The following is a 15824-nucleotide window of genomic DNA, read 5'->3' on the forward strand; positions in this document are numbered from 1 at the left end:
AGACATGGCGAACAAAATTGCACAGTTATTTTCGAAACAGAACACTAGAATAGCCCCATCTTTTTTCGGAGCCAGAGCCTGTATGTCAGAATCGGTTGACACCCCCGGGCTGTCAGATTTACCGCTGGAAGACTTGATAGCCTGTCATGAGTGCGACCTGCTGATGCGCAAGCCGACGCTTGCCCATGGTGAGAAAGCCCTCTGTCCTCGTTGTGGTTATGAGTTGTATGCCCACCGCCATAACGTGGTGCAGCGCAGCCTCGCCCTAGTGATCGCGGCGTTATTACTTTACGTACCGGCAAACTTTTTACCCATCATGCAACTCAATATCCTCGGGCAATCTTCGCAGGATACGGTCTGGAGCGGTGTGGTTGGCCTGTTCAACACCGACATGCAAGGTGTGTCGATCGTCGTCTTCCTCTGCAGTATGGCGATACCGTTGCTCAAGTTGCTGTGCCAGCTGTTTGTATTGCTGACGATTCGTTTCGACGTCGGCCGTAGTTATGGCTTGCTGCTCTATCGTATTTACCACCACCTCAGAGACTGGGGCATGCTTGAGGTCTACCTCATGGGCGTCCTCGTCGCGATTGTCAAATTGGCGGATATGGCGGCGATTACCGTCGGCCTTGGCCTGGCGTGTTTTATCGGTTTGTTGCTCGTACAAGTCTGGCTGGAGGTAGTGATGTCACCGCATCAGATCTGGCAGGCATTATCAGGAGAGGATGCCCATGCGGGCGATTGATGCGGGCATTCTGGTGTGCACCGAGTGCCACGAGCTGAACAGGCAGGAAGCAGACACCGATGAGCAGAACTGCACCCGTTGCGGCGCTCAGGTTCACGCTCGCCGCCCCAACAGCCTGACCCGAACGTGGGCTCTGCTGATTACAGCAGCAATCATCTATATCCCGGCCAATGTCTTGCCGATCATGACGGTCAGCTCTCTGGGCCAGGGTGAGCCGAGCACCATCATGTCCGGAGTGATTGAACTGGTGCAGCACGGCATGATTCCGATCGCGAGTGTGGTGTTCATCGCCAGTATTCTGGTGCCGACTTTCAAACTGGTCGGCATCGCGTTGTTGCTGTTTTCGGTACAACGACGGCAGCCATTGTCGGCCCGTCAGCGCATCTGGATGTACCGTTTCATCGAGTTCATTGGTCGGTGGTCAATGCTCGATATTTTCGTGATCGCCATTCTCGTGGCGGTCGTCAACTTCGGCCGGATTGCCAGCGTCGAAGCCAACATGGGCGCCGTCGCCTTCGCCTCTGTGGTGATTCTGACGATGCTCGCCGCAGTAACTTTCGATCCCCGACTGATTTGGGATAACACGGAGTCGGACGACGACCATGACTGATTTGCCTGTAGCGAAAACCCGACCGGCTTCGAACTGGTCGGCCATTTGGGTGCTGCCTCTGATCGCGCTGATCATTGGCGGCTGGCTCGGTTGGCGTGCCTGGTCAGAAACCGGCATCGAAATTCAGGTGCGCTTCGAGAGTGGCGAAGGTATCCAGGCCAACAAGACTGAGGTGGTCTACAAGGGCATGCCGGTCGGCAAGGTCAAGACGCTCAAGCTTGACGATGAAGGCAACTCCAAAGGGGTTATCGCCACCATCGAAATGAACAAGGACGTCGAACAGTATCTGAAAACCAGTACGCGGTTCTGGCTGGTCAAGCCAAGCGTGACCTTGGCCGGTATCACCGGTCTGGAAACATTGGTTTCGGGCAACTACGTGGCGATCAGCCCCGGTGAAGGCGAGCCGGTGCGCAAGTTCAAGGCACTCGCCGAAGAGCCGCCGCTGTCCGACGCCAAGCCGGGTCTGCACCTGACCATCAAGGCTGATCGTCTCGGTTCGTTGAATCGTGGCAGCCCGGTGTTCTACAAGCAGATCAAAGTCGGTCAGGTCAAAAGCTATGTACTGTCCGAAGATCAGAGCACTGTTGAACTGAAAGTCTTCATCGAGCCGACCTACGCCAAACTGGTGCGCAAACACACCCGTTTCTGGAATGCCAGCGGCATCAGTATCGACGCCAATCTGTCCGGGGTAAAAGTGCGCAGCGAATCCCTGGCCAGCATCGTCGCTGGAGGTATCGCGTTCGCCACGCCGGAGAATCGCAAGGACAGCCCGGCGACGGATCCAAGCCTGCCGTTCCGTCTCTATGAAGACTTCGACGCCGCCGCTGCCGGGATCCGGGTCAAGGTCAAGCTCAGCGATTTCGAAGGCCTGCAGGCCGGTCGCACGCCGGTGATGTACAAGGGCATTCAGGTCGGCAATCTGAAAGCGCTGAAGGTCGATCCTGACCTGAACAGCGCTACAGCCGAGCTGACCCTTGATCCGTTGGCCGAAGATTATCTGGTTGAGGGTACGCAGTTCTGGGTGGTCAAACCGTCGATTTCCCTCGCCGGTATCACCGGCCTGGAAGCGCTGGTGAAAGGTAACTACATCGCCGTGCGTCCGGGCGACAAAGGCGCTGCGCCGAAACGCGAATTCGAGGCGCGACCGAAAGCACCGCCGCTGGATCTGCGTTCGCCGGGCCTGCATCTGGTGTTGTTTACCGATTCGCTGGGTTCGATCGATGTCGGCAGTCCGATTCTGTACAAGCAGGTCAAGGTCGGTTCGGTGCAGAGCTACCAGTTCTCCAGAACCAAGAAGCAACTGGTCATCGGCGTGCACATCGAGAAGGAATACGAAAACCTGGTCAACGCCTCCACGCGTTTCTGGAACGTCAGCGGCATTACCCTCACGGGTGGCTTGACCGGCGGCATTCAGGTGAAGAGTGAATCCCTGCAAACGCTGATGGCCGGCGGGATTGCGTTCGAAACGCCGCAGGCCAATGCGCCGCTGAAGAAGCACATCCCACGCTTCCGCCTGTTTGCAGATCACGATGAGGCGAACAAGAAAGGCGCAGTGGTGACGATCAAGGTCGACCGCGCCGACGGTTTGAGCAGCGGCACGCCGGTGCGCTTCAAGGGGCTGGATGTCGGCAAGATTGAAAGCGTCGATCTCACCGACGACATGCAGTCTGTGATCCTCACCGCGCGGATCACCGAAGTGCCGGAGAAGATCGCCCGGGTCGGCAGTCAGTTCTGGGTGGTGAAGCCGGAACTGGGGCTGATCAAGACGCAGAATCTGGAAACGCTGGTTACCGGCAAATACATCGAAGTCCAGCCTGCGGTGAAAAATCTCGGGCCGCAGAAAAACTTCGTTGCTTTGGCTGAAGCGCCGGAAGTCACTAAACAGGAAGCCGGTTTGAGTCTGGTCTTGAGCGCTGCACGCCGCGGTTCGCTCAAGCCTGGAGTGCCGGTAACTTACCGTGAAATCACCGTCGGCAAGGTCACCGGTTATGAGTTGGGCCAAACGGCTGACCGAGTGTTGGTGCACATCCTGATCGAGCCGAAGTACGCGCCGCTGGTGCGCAGCGGCAGCCGCTTCTGGAACACCAGCGGCGTGGGCTTCGATTACGGTTTGTTCAAAGGTGTCACGGTGCGCACCGAATCGCTGGAGACGCTGATTCAGGGCGGCATCGCCTTCGCCACACCGGATGGCGAACGCATGGGCAATCCGGCGCGAGCCGAGCAGACGTTCCCGTTGTTCGAAAAGTTTGAGGATGAATGGCTGACCTGGGCGCCGAAGATTCCGCTGGGTAAGTAGCGGCGTCTGTCGAATAGCCTGCTCGCGAAGGGGCCAGCCAAATCAACACAAAATCCAGACCATAAAAAAGGGCCGCGATCAGATCGCGGCCCTTTTTTTTGCCTTCAGCTACAGCCGATCAAACCGCATCCAGCTCCGGCTCGTCTGCTTGAACATTCAACGTGGCCTTGACCACATCATGGCGGCGGATATATTTCCAGTCCGCCTCGTCAATGTAGATCCCCGCCGGGCCGCTGCCGCCCTCAAGGTCGATAGCTACACTGGCGCAGACCTGCGGCTTCACACTCGCCAGGATCGGCACGAAGCCCAGTTGCAGACTGGTCTCCAGCAATGCGGCCTGGTTCTTCTCGTCGATGTCCGCTGCCTCGTCGAGGTAGTACGGCAGGCGCACGCGGCCGGCCAGGTCACGGTCCATCAAGTGCAGCAACAAATACATGTTGGTTAGCGCCTTGATGGTCATGGTCGTGCCGTTGGAGGCCGCGCCGTCGATATCGGTGTGGATCACCGGCTGACCGTTGACCTTGGTGATCTCAAAGGCCAGTTCGAACAAGTCCTTGAGGCCGAGCTGGTTGTGGTTCGCCGCCACCAGCCGTGCCAGGTATTCCTTGGCCTCTTCGTTCTTGTTGTCCTGCTCGGCGCTTTGGCTGAGGTCGAACACCGAAAGGGTTTCGCCTTCTTCGTACTGCCCGGCGCTGTGGATGATCTGGTCGATGTGCTTGAGCGCTTCCTTGTTCGGCGCGAGGACGATGCGGAAACTCTGCAGGTTGGAAACCTGACGCTTGTTGATCTCGCGGTTGAACAGCGCCAGTTGATGCTCGAGGCTGTCGTAGTCGCTGCGGATGTTGCGCAGGGTGCGTGCGATGTCGGTGACCGCCGCGCGGCGCGCCTTGCCCAGTGTCAGGGCTTCATCGGTGCGGTGCGCGTAAGCGTTGATCAGCAGCGACAGACGGCGCTCCATGTCGTCTTCGCTGTCGAACTTGGCCACGCCTTTGAGGCGCACCTGGGCATACAGCGCTTCGATCTGACCGTCGGCGCGCAGCAGGCCCTGCCAGCTGTCCTGATAATCGTTGAGCAGCGGCAGCAGGTTGTCCATCGAGTCGTCGACCGGGTCCATGAACGGTGTGCCGAACGGCAGATCCGCCGGCAGCAACTGACGACGACGCAGGGCATCGTCGAGAGTGCGTTGCTTGGCTTCCATGTCTGCGATCTGGCGGCCGACCAGTTGCAGCTTGGCCGACAGTTGCTGGACGCGCTCGGTGAAGGCATCGCTGGAGCGCTTGAGTTCGTCCTGCGCGGCTTCCATCTGCGCCAGTTGCTCGAGCTTGTCGCTTTCTTCGGCGCTCAAGGTCTGGGTGCGACGGAAATCTTCCAGCGCCTTCTGCGCGTCCAGCACCTGCTGATACAGCGCCTCGGTCTGGGTCTTGCTCGCGGCGCGGTCGGCGGCCACGGCCTGCTGGGTTTTCAGTTGCTTGAGCTCTTTTTCCAGACGCTCTTTCTGATCGCGCAATGCGGCGCGGTCGGCCAGCGCTTGCAGGGCCGGCGGCTCGATGTGCGAGATGTCGATCGACAGGCCTGGCACTTCGAAACGCTCGCCCTTGAAGCCATCGAGAATCAGCTCGACCGATTTGACCCACTCGCCGTTCTCGTCGAGGGTGATGCCGTGTTCGCCCAGCGGCAGGCTGAACAGCGCGCTGTTGAACAGACGCATCAGGCGTTCGACGTCCTGTTGCGAGAACTCTTCGCGCAGACGGGCGTAGCTGTTGTTGTCGGCATTATCGAGTTGCTGCTTCACCGACTTCAGACGTTTTTCCAGATCGCGCAGACGCTCTTCGAGATCCTCGGCGCTGAACTGCCGCGACTGCGCCAAGGCACCGGCCAGTTCGTCGTGAGCGTCCTTGGCGGCAAGCAATTGTTGCTCGAGCACTTTGACGTCATCGACCAGGGCGAAGCGGTTCTTCAGCACCGACAGCTCGCCGAGCCAGCGCTGGATCCCGGAAATCTCCCGCTCCAGACGCATCAGTTCCTGAGTGCCGCCGCGCTGATCGTTTTGCAGATCGTCCTGCTCGCGACGGTAGTGCTCGGCCTGAATCGTCAGCTCTTCCTTGCGCGCGGTGGCGTAGTCCGACCAGGTGCCGAGCAGGGAATCGAGCAGCGGCGACAGGCGATGCAGTTTGCCGCGCAGCACGTCGCGCTGTTTCACGCCGTTGGCCAGTGCCTCAACCAAAGGGCCGGCGGCAACCAGCGAGTTGTAGTCCTGTTCCATGCGGCGTACATCGCGGAAGGCTTCTTCGCAGGCAGCGATGTAATCGACGCTGCCAGAACGCAGGCTGTGTTCGAAGGCATCGAGGAACAATTGCTTGAGCTTGGCCGCGGTGATTTCGCGCATGTGCAGCAGGTTGATGAACAACGCGCGGAAAGTCTTCAGGCTTTGCTCGCTGGTCGAGCGCAGCGGGATCAGCGTCAGGTCGAGCGGGATCGACGTGTGGCCGCCGACCAGCAAACGACGCAGTTCGTCAGGCTTGAGTTCGTAGGCTTTCAGGCCTTCTTTTTCGAGGTTGCTGAACAGCTCTTTCTGGCGCAGGCAGGTGTCGTTTTTCTGGTAGTGGGCCAGATCGAGCTTGCCGGCGTAGGCGAAGAACTGGTGACCGAAACCGCCACCCGGGCCGCGACCGACCACGCCTATCACGTGCGGGCCGTGTGGCAGATTCACTTCGACAAGGATGTAGCTGGTGTCAGAAGCAAAGTAGAAGCGCCGCGATTGTTCAAGGCTGTACTTGCCGAAACTCATGTCCGACATGCGCGCCAGAATCGGGAACTGCAAGGCGTTGATCGATGCCGATTTGCCGAGGTTGTTCGCGCCGTAAACCGACAGCGGTTCTTCCAGCGGGAACAGGCCGAGGCTGTAACCGGCGGTGTTCAAAAGGGCAAAGCGGCGAATGCCGTAGCGTTCCTGGCTCATGCGTCGGACTCCTGTTCTTCGGCAATGGCGCGGGCCAGTGCGTCTTCTTCGCTTTCTTCTTCAAATTCGCTCAAATCCAATGGATCGTCGGTTTCGAGGAATTTCGCTTCGGCCGCTTCATCGATCAGCACCGGTGCCGGCAGCGGCAGAACGCTGTGCACGCTGGCCGCGAGATCGCGGTCCTGCTGGACCGACAGGCACACGTCGAGGAAACGGTGCATGGGCGGCAGAAAGCGGTAGACACCGTTTTCTTCGCCGGCGAAACCCAGTTGAGTCATGCGACGCATGATCTTTTCTTCGAGTTCTTCAACGGTCTGCACTTCGGCCTGAATGAACAGGTCGCGGTACTTGTCCAGCAGCGACGGCAGTTCTTCACGGCCGAGGCTGCCGCCGTCGAGCACGGCGATCGGGTCGCGGCCCTGATCGGCCAGATGCTCGACGAGGATGAAGGTGAACAGCGCCAGACGCTGGGCGGTCTTGTTCACCGCCGCGGCGGCCATGTCCGGGACGAAGTAATAAAAGCCACGGGTGTCGCAGACCAGTTCAAAGCCCAGCGCCTTGAACAGCGTGCGGTACTGATCCTGGAAGTTGGACAGTTGTGCGTACAGCTCAGGATCACGGCGGCTGACGTGGTAACCCTTGAACAACTCGCGGAAGATCGGCGCCAGTTGCGACAGTTCGGAAAGATCAAGATGCATGGGGGATGCTCGCAGAATTCTCGGCGGCGGTGTCGCTGGCCGAGAGCAGGGCGAAGGAGCGCAGGCTGACCTGATGCTCGTGAGTGTGGTATTCGCGGCGTTCCAGACGCTCGCGCTTGAAGCGTTTTTCCCGCGACAGGCGCGAGAACCAGTAGAGCAATTCGTCGGTCGCGCCGTCCGGTTCCTGCTCCAGCAGCCAGGTCATCAGATCCGGCATCGGCAGGGACTCTTCGCAACGGTCGACCATCTCGCGCACGGTGCGCGGTGCACGTGGGGCATCGCCAGCCTTCTGGGTCTTGTGCGCCTTAGGGAAGCGCGCCGGTTTCGGCTCGAAACGCGCCAGCGCATACACGTACGCTTCGACCTGACTGGCGCTGCCGAGGAAGGTGCTTTGCGGGCGAGTGAACAATGGCATCGCCGCTTGCGGCACGGCGTCGATGCCTTTACGCCGGATCGCCGCCAGGGCCAACGCAGCACCTCGGGTCACGGCGTTGTGCCGGCGTGCTTCTTCACGCAGCGGCAGCAGCAGTTCGCGGGCGTGACGCAGAGTGAGTTGGGCGCTGGTCTGCATTTCGAGAATGCGCGCGTGGGTGCGCAGGAGCATGTCGTCATCGACCAGATGGCCAAGGCGCTGCTGTTCGCTGAGCATTTTCAGCAGCACCGTTTCGACCTTGCGCACGCCCTGTTCGAAGGCGCCGTCGGCGTTGACCAGATCGATCATCGGCTCGACGTATTCGTCCCACGTCGCCAGTACTTCGGCGTAACGCTGACGCAGCGGAATCTGCCGGTCGCTGGTCTTGGCGCGTTCAGCCACGGCGACCAGCGCCTGTTCGTCGTTGTCGAGCTTCTTCAGTACGTCGCGCACGCGCATGTCGAGCAGGCGCAACTGGCGGGCGAGGTCGTTGCCGTCGCGTACGTCGAAGGCGTCCTGGATGTAACCGGCCAGCCGTTCGAGGTGACGCAGGTAGGCTTCGATTTCCAGGCACAGGCCCAGCCGGTGTTCGCGGCGCAGATAGGCCAGGAAGTCGTGGATCTGCGCGTTCAGCTCGAAACGGTTCGGGCTTTTCGCCACCGGCACCAGAATGTCGAGGCGGATCCACACGTCGAGCAGGCTGGTGATGTCCTGCGGCGTGCTGTCGAGTTGTTGGGCGGCCAGTTGCGTGCGCAGTTCGTTGAGGCTCAGGGTGCCTTGGTCGAAGTGCTCGCACAATGGCTCCAGAAGTGCCCAGTGTTCAGCGAGGGCGCGCAAGACGCGCTTGGGTTCGATCATCGGAATGGCCGGCTGGTTGGCAATTAAAAGCGGCGATTGTACTGCATCACAGGCGTGGCGATTCACTCTCGGGACGGGCTGTCGCATTCTTTGCTCAAAGCGCAGCGGCGCGGTGCAGCACAGGCTATCGATCAACAGCAAGCGATCTTGCGCGAAGGGCGGTAGAATCAGCGCACTTTCCGTTATCCACAAGTGGCCGACCTTTGCTTATCGAGTCCCGCCGCCGCGCCTATTTGAACGCCATGCAGGTGGTCAACTGGCTGCCGCGCACCGAACTGCCTTTCGCCGCACCGTCGCGGCCCGAGCTGCTGGAAATACCTGAGCCTGAGCTTGAGGTCCCGGTTGCACCGGCGCCTCAGGCCCAAGCACCCGGGCAGTCTGCCGCGCGTCCGGTGGAGCGGCCGGTCGAGCGGCCGAAAATCGAAGTGCCGCGTCCGTCGCTGGCCAGCACCCGCAACGGCGCGAAACCGGTGGAAGAAGTCGACGAGACGCCGGTGGTGGCCAAACCTGCGCCAGTGCCGCCGCCGCGTTTCGCCCTGCAACTGCTGCGCGCCGGGCGCTGCCTGCTGCTGGTCGAGTTACCCACAGGCGAAGCGTTTCAAAGTCGCGATCCCGCCTACCTGCTGCTCAAAGACATGCTGCGCGCCGCCGGTCTGCCCGATGCACCGCAGATCGTCGGCGAACCGGTGCGCTGGCCGTGGCTCAATCGCGGCACCCTGGACCAAGGCCCGGAAGCGGCGCGCGACTTTGTGCAGGGCTTCCTCTCGGTACAGATGGAAGCAGCACCCTGCGCCTGTTTATGGTTGATCGGCTTGCCAGCGGTGAAGTTCGCCGGTGAAGCGGACGCCGAAGCGTTCAATAGTCAATTGCAGATCGAAGGTCTGGGCCTGGCCTGGGCCATTCCCGGTCTGGAACTGTTAATGGAAGAGCCACAGCGCAAGGCTGCTGTCTGGCAAGCCATGCGTCGGCTGATGGCGCGCTGGAAACAATCCGATGAGTGAGGCTGTAACCTTTCGCCCGATGACCGAGGCGGATCTGGACGCTGTGTTGAAGATCGAATACGCCGCGTACAGCCATCCGTGGACCCGCGGGATTTTTCTCGATGGCCTGGGCAAATATCAGATCTGGCTGATGTTCGAAGGGCAGCAGCAGGTCGGGCACGGCGTGGTGCAGATCATTCTTGATGAGGCGCATCTGCTCAATATCACCGTCAAACCGGAAAATCAGGGGCGTGGGTTGGGGCTGACCTTGCTTGAGCATTTGATGTCGCGAGCGTATGCCGCTGAGGCTCGGGAGTGTTTTCTCGAAGTGCGCGACAGCAATACTGCCGCGTTCAAGTTGTATGAGCGTTATGGCTTCAATGAGATTGGCCGGCGTCGCGATTACTATCCGGCGGTGGGTGGACGTGAGGATGCGGTCGTGATGGCCTGCACCCTCATCGACTGATGCCATGTAGGAGCTGCCGAAGGCTGCGATCCTTTGATCTTGTTTTGGATTTTGCAAAAAAAGTCAAAAGATCGCAGCCTTCGGCAGCTCCTACATGGAGCGACTTTCAATCAGCTGATCAGCGCTTGCCATCCAGCGGATCCAGGTCCGCCAGTTCCGCCTCATCCAGCCCGTCACCGCCGCCGATGTCATTTTCCCCGACCTCGCTCAAATCCCAATCCGCCGGATTACCCTCGCCGACTTCCTCGGCATCGCGTGCACCGTCCTCGCGAATCAGCGTTTCCGGGCTCAGGTCATCGTCAGTCGGCTGGTGATCGTCCACCGAGGCCCCGGTCAGACCCGCCTCACGCACCCGCTCAGCCGGCATCAGCTGTTCTCGTTCACGCTCGGGCAGCTCATCACCGATCTTCGCGCTGGGCTCTTCGTCGTCGAAATCCAGCTCGTGCACCGAGCCCATGCGGTCTTCGTTATCATCGATGGGTTCCGGTTGCACCGCATCATAAGGGCGTCGTGAATCAGTCATGGCAAATCCTCATACTGTGGGCCTTACTGAGTGGACTCACCGGGCGCGCGAGAATTCCAACGGAAACACTTTGCGCTGGCGGCGTGACTTCGACGGGTGGTCGTCTATCAAACCTGCGCATCTTTCTTGAGGCCTTAAACATGCACGATCTACAAGACCTGATTGATAACAACGAGCGTTGGGCTGACGCGATCACCAAGGAAGACCCGGACTTCTTCGCCAAACTGGCGCGCCAGCAGACACCGGAATACCTGTGGATCGGCTGCTCCGATGCGCGTGTCCCGGCCAACGAAATCGTCGGCATGCTGCCGGGCGATCTGTTCGTACACCGCAACGTCGCCAATGTCGTGCTGCACACCGACCTCAATTGCCTGTCGGTGATCCAGTACGCCGTCGACGTCCTCAAGGTCAAACACATCCTCGTCACTGGCCACTACGGCTGCGGCGGTGTGCGTGCGTCGATGCAGGATCGCCAGTTTGGCCTGATCGACGGCTGGCTGCGGTCGATCCGTGATCTGTACTACGAGAAACGCGAAGAGCTGGCCAAGTTGGCGACCGAAGAAGAGCAGGTCGACCGGATGTGTGAACTCAACGTGATCCAGCAAGTGGCCAACGTTGCGCACACCAGCATCATTCAGAATGCCTGGCATCGCGGCCAGCCACTGTCGATACACGGTTGCATCTACGGCATCAAGGACGGTCGCTGGAAAAGTCTGAACACCACCATCAGCGGTTTCGAGCAATTGCCGCCGCAATATCGCTTGCGCCCGGTCGGCGCACCATAATTGCGGCTCTTGCCGTAATCCCGGGTCAGCATTGGCTGGCGCGAGGTTGCTCCGGCAACGATTACAGTGCCGGCGCGGGCGCGGCAGCCGCAGGCAGTGGCGCTTTCAGCTGCTGCAGTTGTTTCTTGACCGCTGGCGTGGCGCACTTGGCGGCGGCCTGTTCGGCACTGAGATCGCGGATCGAGGTGTAGAACAACTCGCACGTGGTGACCTTTTGCGTCACCTGCCATGTTTGCGTGCAACTGTTCAGCGTGGACTGCGCATTGCTGCCCGGTTCGCTGCCCATCCCGGCCTGCCAGCAAGCCGCGCTCAAATCCTGGCCCATGACTTTCAGGCCTGCGGCGTCAGCCTTGGCCTGGGCATCGTCGCCGGTATAGCTCTTCGGATCAGCGGCGTACCAGATATAGCTCGGATGATTCGAGCCGAGCACCGGCACATTCACCCCTTCGCTCGGACTGATGCTTGCCAGACCCAATACGGCGACCGTCGGCCCATATTGTTCCTTGATCCAGTTGCGCACCGGCGCCCCAAACGCAACCATCGGCAGCGTCGCGCCGCTGGCGGTCTGGCTGAACTGCTTGACCAGCGTGGTCTGGTAGGCCTTGAAGTAGTCGTAGACGTCCTCCAGATCCCCGCCGGCACTGGACGGCGCGGCGATCGGCGCGATGTCGATGATGGTCTGATAAGCCGGCGTCTGCCCGGCAGGGATGCCGTTAGTGGTCAGCAAAGACGCCCAGCGATCGGTGGTGTTCGAACGCAGATAGTCCTGCGCCTGGGTCAGCGAGTAGTCAGGCGGAAAGTGCAGCAACTCGACGCTTTTGCGATTTTCCAGGGCCATGCCCAGCGGCAGGAAAAAATACCAGCTGTAGGTCCATTTGCCCTCGGCATTGAGCTTGCTGGCGCCGGCGTAAGCCAGATCGCCGGCGTCGAGCAACGCCGACAGCGGCTTGTCATAGCCGTCCGGCACTCCGGTGATCTCGGCGTAGAGCTGATCGTTATCGGTTTTCACCAGCACCTTGGCATCGGCGTAGCCATCACGCTGCACGCTCTGGCTCAGGTAATGAGCAACGGTCTGCTCCAGCGTCCAGTTGCGGAAGCAGATCACGCTGCAATTGTTGGGGTAGGCGAAGAGGCGGGTGACGCGCTCTGTGCTGCCCAGTTTCACGTCGACATCGGCGTGAGCGGCGGCGCTTAGCGTCAGTGCAACGAGGGTAAATCCTGCGAGTTTGAACATGCTCAGATCCATTTCAGCGTGGGTTCCCCTCGATTTGGGGGCGCGTCATAGTGGATCAGCGGTGTTTGACAGAAAAGCGGTCGAGTGTGGATTTCATGATTTCCACGCCAGACCTGTGCAAGCGAGCGCTCGCTCCTACAGGCCTGGCTCGTTTGCGCTACGGCATCACCGGCGGCGTATACGCCAATGTCGTCCCCAGCGCCCACAACAACAGCAGCACCAGCGGCGTATGCACCAGCAGTTGCACGAACGAGAAGCCGATCAGATCCCGCGCCTTCAACCCGAGCACGCCCAGCAGCGGCAGCATGTAGAACGGGTTGATCAGGTTCGGCAGGGCTTCGGCGGCGTTGTAGATCTGCACTGCCCAGCCGAGGTGGTATTGCAGGTCATTGGCGACTTGCATCACGTAGGGCGCTTCGATGATCCATTTGCCGCCGCCGGACGGGATGAAAAAGCCGAGAATCGCCGAATAGACGCCCATCAGCAGCGCATAGGTGTCGTGGGAGGCGATGCTGACGAAGAAGGTCGAGATGTGATGCGCGAGGGTTTGCGCATCGGCGCCCTTGACTGTGGTCATCAACGCAGCGATCGAGCCGTACAGCGGGAACTGGATCAACACGCCAGTGGTGGTCGGCACCGCGCGGGCTACCGCATCGAGGAAGCTGCGCGGGCGCCAGTGCAGCAGCGCGCCGAGCATGATGAACAGGAAGTTGTAGGTGTTCAGCCCGGAAATCGCGGTGATCGCCGGTTTGGTCGAGAACTCGTGTAACAGCCATCCCGCTGCCAGCAGCACCAGCACAATGATCAGTAACGGGCTGTGTTCCAGCCATTCGCCGGGGCGAGTGCGCGGTTGCAGCGGCGGCAGGTTGAAGGCCGGGTCGATCCCGCAGGCCTCAGCGTCGCGTGCCGAGTTCGGACCGGGCGCAGTGGCGTAGGCGATGATGATCGAGATCACGATCAGCGCCAGCAGCATCACGCCGGACTGCCAGAGGAAAATGGTTTCGGTGAACGGGATCACGCCAGTGATCGACAGGATCGACGGCGGCAGGCTGCCCGGGTTGGCCTGCAACTGTGCGGCCGACGATGACAAGCCCAGCGCCCACACCGCGCCAAGTCCCAGGTATGCCGCAGCACCGGCGGCGCGGTAATCCATTTTCAGATCGGTGCGGCGGGCGAGGGCGCGCACCAGCAGCCCGCCGAACACCAGCGACAGACCCCAATTGAGCAACGATGCAACCATCGAGATCAACGCCACCCAGGCCACGGCGGAGCGGCCGTTCTTCGGGATGCGTGCCAGTTTGTCGATCAGTTTGACGGCAGGCGGCGAGCTGGCGACGACATAGCCGCCGATTACCACGAAGGCCATTTGCATGGTGAACGGGATCAGGCTCCAGAAGCCGTCTCCGAAGGCCATCGCCGCAGCGATGGGTTTGGCGCCCATGGCCAGGGTGGCCAGCGCAACGATGATGACGGCCAACGCGGCGAACACCCAGGAGTCGGGAAACCAGCGTTCGGCAAAATTTGAACAGCGCAGGGCAAAGCGCGCGGAGCGGCTATCTTCGATATCAACGGCCACGGGAAGTACCTCGGATTTTTTATGGTTATTTTGGTCTATGGCCACAATCTCAGCATTGACACCGCCTCTGTAGGAGCGAGCTTGCTCGCCAACGCGTCAGGTCAGTCAACAGTGATGCTGAATGTACCGGCCTCTTCGCGAGCAAGCTCGCTCCCACAGGGATTTATGGTGGTTTGTAAATTGTGCGCCAGCAGACAGGCACTAACAGTAAATCAAGCGCGGCCATTTTGTTGAGCGGGTTTTCGCAAACCGAGACGATGGTCTGACGGGTTGTCGATCCGCGTATTTGCGTAGACCATGGGCGCCTTGGTTTTTGCCGATACCTGAGTTCTTTGTCATGACTGCCACTTCTCCAGCCCGACCGGCGCCGTTCAGCCGTGCCGACTACAAGACCCTCGGCCTTGCGGCGCTCGGTGGGGCGCTGGAAATCTACGATTTCATCATTTTCGTGTTCTTCGCGCTGACCCTGAGCCAGCTGTTTTTCCCGCCGGAAATGCCCGAGTGGCTGCGTTTGCTGCAGAGCTTCGGCATCTTCGTCACCGGTTATCTGGCGCGGCCACTGGGCGGGATTCTGATGGCGCATTTCGCCGACCGGCTGGGCCGCAAAAAGGTTTTCAGCCTGAGCATTCTGATGATGGCGCTGCCTTGCCTGCTGATCGGGATCATGCCGACCTACGCGCAGATCGGCTATTTCGCCCCGTTGCTGTTGCTGGCGCTGCGCATCCTGCAGGGCGCGGCGGTGGGCGGCGAGGTGCCGAGCGCCTGGGTGTTCGTTGCCGAGCATGCGCCTATCGGCCATCGCGGTTACGCACTCGGATTCTTGCAGGCCGGGCTGACCTTCGGTTATCTGATCGGCGCACTCACCGCGACTTTCCTTGCGCAGGTGTTCACTCCTGCGGAGATTCTCGATTACGCCTGGCGCTATCCGTTTCTGCTCGGTGGCGTATTCGGCGTGGTGGGCGTTTATCTGCGCCGCTGGCTCAGCGAAACCCCGGTGTTCATGGCCATGGAGGCGCAGCGCGAGGCGCGGGTCGAGCTGCCGTTGCGCACGGTATTGCGTGAGCATCGTCTGGCCATGTTGCCGGCCATGTTGCTCACCTGCGTGCTGACCTCGGCAGTGGTGGTGTTCGTTGTGATCACCCCGACGATGATGCAGAAAACTTTTGGCATGACTGCCAACCACACTTTCGGCCTCAGCGCCCTGGGCATCGTTTTCCTGAATATCGGCTGCGTGATCGCCGGGCTGCTGGTCGATCGCATGGGTGCCTGGCGCACGGTCATGCTTTACAGCCTGTTGCTGCCGCTGGGGATTGGCGTGTTGTATGGCTGTCTGATCCTCGGCGGACATTGGATCGGCATTGCCTATGCAGTCGCCGGTCTTGCCTGCGGAGTCGTCGGTGCGGTGCCTTCGGTGATGGTCGGGCTGTTCCCAGCGCGGATTCGCGTGTCAGGCATTTCCTTCACCTACAACATTGCCTACGCCGCCTGGGCGAGTTTCACACCACTGCTGCTGATCGGTCTGATGCCATGGAGCCCATGGATTTGCGTGATGTTCTGTGCAGTGATGGGTGCGGTGGGGATTCTGACGGCAGCGTATTTCGGTGCGCGCATGCCGCGCACGGGGCCGTGTCAGGCTGCCGGTGCTGCCTGAGCCGAGAGCGCTGGACTATTTTCGACTGACGGGT

13 protein-coding genes are annotated in these 15824 nt (G+C 60.5%); 7 read left to right on the forward strand and 6 right to left on the reverse strand.

Annotation, left to right across the window (positions count from 1 at the left end; all coding sequences use genetic code 11):
- The first annotated feature begins 82 nt into the window (after positions 1 to 82).
- Genes CXF97_RS24620 through CXF97_RS24630 form a run of 3 tightly spaced genes read left to right on the forward strand, consistent with a single transcriptional unit; the run spans position 83 to position 3648 of the window.
- Entirely contained in the window at positions 83 to 742 is a 660-nt protein-coding gene (locus CXF97_RS24620; RefSeq protein WP_101162251.1) for a paraquat-inducible protein A, read from the forward strand.
- Complete coding sequence (locus CXF97_RS24625; protein WP_101161810.1) at positions 729 to 1352, forward strand: paraquat-inducible protein A; 624 nt, start codon at positions 729 to 731, stop codon at positions 1350 to 1352. The genes CXF97_RS24620 and CXF97_RS24625 overlap by 14 nt, the downstream gene beginning before the upstream one ends.
- Positions 1345 to 3648, forward strand: coding sequence for a PqiB family protein (locus CXF97_RS24630; RefSeq protein WP_101161812.1), 2304 nt, complete (start codon positions 1345 to 1347; stop codon positions 3646 to 3648). The genes CXF97_RS24625 and CXF97_RS24630 overlap by 8 nt, the downstream gene beginning before the upstream one ends.
- A gap of 118 nt (positions 3649 to 3766) precedes the next feature.
- Here the strand turns inward: CXF97_RS24630 and mksF are convergent, their stop codons facing one another.
- The 3 genes from mksF to mksB are packed head-to-tail and all read right to left on the reverse strand — an operon-like array spanning position 3767 to position 8575.
- The gene (mksF, locus tag CXF97_RS24635; protein WP_101161814.1) at positions 3767 to 6607 is read right to left on the reverse strand and encodes an Mks condensin complex protein MksF; all 2841 of its coding nucleotides are present in this window, start codon (positions 6605 to 6607) and stop codon (positions 3767 to 3769) included.
- On the reverse strand, positions 6604 to 7305 hold the full coding sequence (gene mksE, locus CXF97_RS24640) for an Mks condensin complex protein MksE (protein ID WP_064589195.1): 702 nt from the start codon (positions 7303 to 7305) through the stop codon (positions 6604 to 6606). Before mksE ends, mksF begins: the two co-directional genes overlap by 4 nt.
- The gene (gene mksB / locus CXF97_RS24645) at positions 7295 to 8575 is read right to left on the reverse strand and encodes an Mks condensin complex protein MksB (RefSeq protein ID WP_178081233.1); all 1281 of its coding nucleotides are present in this window, start codon (positions 8573 to 8575) and stop codon (positions 7295 to 7297) included. Before mksB ends, mksE begins: the two co-directional genes overlap by 11 nt.
- A 242-nt stretch (positions 8576 to 8817) precedes the next feature.
- Here mksB and CXF97_RS24650 point away from each other — a divergent pair, with 242 nt between their 5' ends.
- Both CXF97_RS24650 and rimI read left to right on the forward strand, forming a co-directional pair.
- Positions 8818 to 9576, forward strand: coding sequence for an energy transducer TonB (locus CXF97_RS24650; RefSeq protein ID WP_101161818.1), 759 nt, complete (start codon positions 8818 to 8820; stop codon positions 9574 to 9576).
- Positions 9569 to 10021, forward strand: coding sequence for a ribosomal protein S18-alanine N-acetyltransferase (gene rimI, locus CXF97_RS24655; RefSeq protein WP_101161820.1), 453 nt, complete (start codon positions 9569 to 9571; stop codon positions 10019 to 10021). The genes CXF97_RS24650 and rimI overlap by 8 nt, the downstream gene beginning before the upstream one ends.
- 118 nt (positions 10022 to 10139) lie before the next feature.
- Here rimI and CXF97_RS24660 read toward each other — a convergent pair whose 3' ends face one another.
- On the reverse strand, positions 10140 to 10544 hold the full coding sequence (locus CXF97_RS24660; RefSeq protein WP_101161822.1) for a serine kinase/phosphatase: 405 nt from the start codon (positions 10542 to 10544) through the stop codon (positions 10140 to 10142).
- A gap of 140 nt (positions 10545 to 10684) precedes the next feature.
- Here CXF97_RS24660 and can point away from each other — a divergent pair, with 140 nt between their 5' ends.
- Positions 10685 to 11329, forward strand: a complete 645-nt coding sequence (gene can / locus CXF97_RS24665) for a carbonate dehydratase (RefSeq protein WP_039761245.1) — start codon at positions 10685 to 10687, stop codon at positions 11327 to 11329.
- Positions 11330 to 11390: 61 nt separating this feature from the next.
- On the opposite strand, the gene CXF97_RS24670 is transcribed toward can, so the two are convergent.
- Both CXF97_RS24670 and CXF97_RS24675 read right to left on the reverse strand, forming a co-directional pair.
- Positions 11391 to 12563 carry a hypothetical protein gene (locus CXF97_RS24670; RefSeq protein ID WP_101161824.1) on the reverse strand — a complete coding sequence of 391 codons (1173 nt, stop codon included), beginning with the start codon at positions 12561 to 12563 and terminating at the stop codon, positions 11391 to 11393.
- A 157-nt stretch (positions 12564 to 12720) separates the two neighbouring features.
- Positions 12721 to 14139, reverse strand: a complete 1419-nt coding sequence (locus tag CXF97_RS24675) for a short-chain fatty acid transporter (RefSeq protein ID WP_101161826.1) — start codon at positions 14137 to 14139, stop codon at positions 12721 to 12723.
- Between the two features lie 337 nt (positions 14140 to 14476).
- Between CXF97_RS24675 and CXF97_RS24685 the strand changes: the two genes are divergently transcribed.
- Positions 14477 to 15790 (forward strand): MFS transporter, encoded by a 1314-nt coding sequence (locus CXF97_RS24685; protein WP_101161830.1) that lies wholly within the window; start codon positions 14477 to 14479, stop codon positions 15788 to 15790.
- Positions 15791 to 15824: the final 34 nt, after the last annotated feature.

The organism is Pseudomonas sp. Choline-02u-1 (genome assembly GCF_002836515.1).
GTDB lineage: Bacteria > Pseudomonadota > Gammaproteobacteria > Pseudomonadales > Pseudomonadaceae > Aquipseudomonas.